Origin of the sequence: Halomonas sp. ND22Bw (assembly GCF_003011945.1) — a bacterium.
Lineage (GTDB): Bacteria > Pseudomonadota > Gammaproteobacteria > Pseudomonadales > Halomonadaceae > Halomonas > Halomonas halophila.
Genome location: NZ_PXWD01000313.1, coordinates 1 through 375, shown reverse-complemented (window position 1 = coordinate 375; position 375 = coordinate 1). Strand labels below are relative to the sequence as shown.

1 protein-coding gene is annotated in these 375 nt (G+C 66.4%); it reads left to right on the top strand.

The annotated features are described in order from the left end of the window. The coding region (locus CVH10_RS18220) for a peptidase dimerization domain-containing protein (protein WP_181244483.1) at positions 1 to 375 on the top strand (375 nt) is incomplete at both ends.

Here is a 375-nt window from a genome sequence, read left to right as displayed (position 1 = left end):
AGGGCAAACAGGGCCACGTCGCCTATCCCGAGCGGGCGGCCAATCCGGCGCCGGTGATCGCACGGCTGATGACACGCCTGAACGAAAATATTCTGGACGACGGCTATGAGGGTTTCCCCCCGTCGAACCTGGAGATCACCACCATCGACATCGCCAATCCGGCGACCAACATCATCCCGGCCCAGGCGACGGCGCGGCTGAACATCCGCTTCAACCCCAGCCATACCGGCGACGCCCTGATCGACTGGCTGAACCGCGAGGCCGGCGCCATCCAGGCCGAGACCGGGCTTCAGATCACGCTTGAGCATCTGTGCTCGGGCGAGGCCTTCCTGACCCAGCCCGGCGCCTTCGTCAGCGCGGTGCAGGACGCGGTCG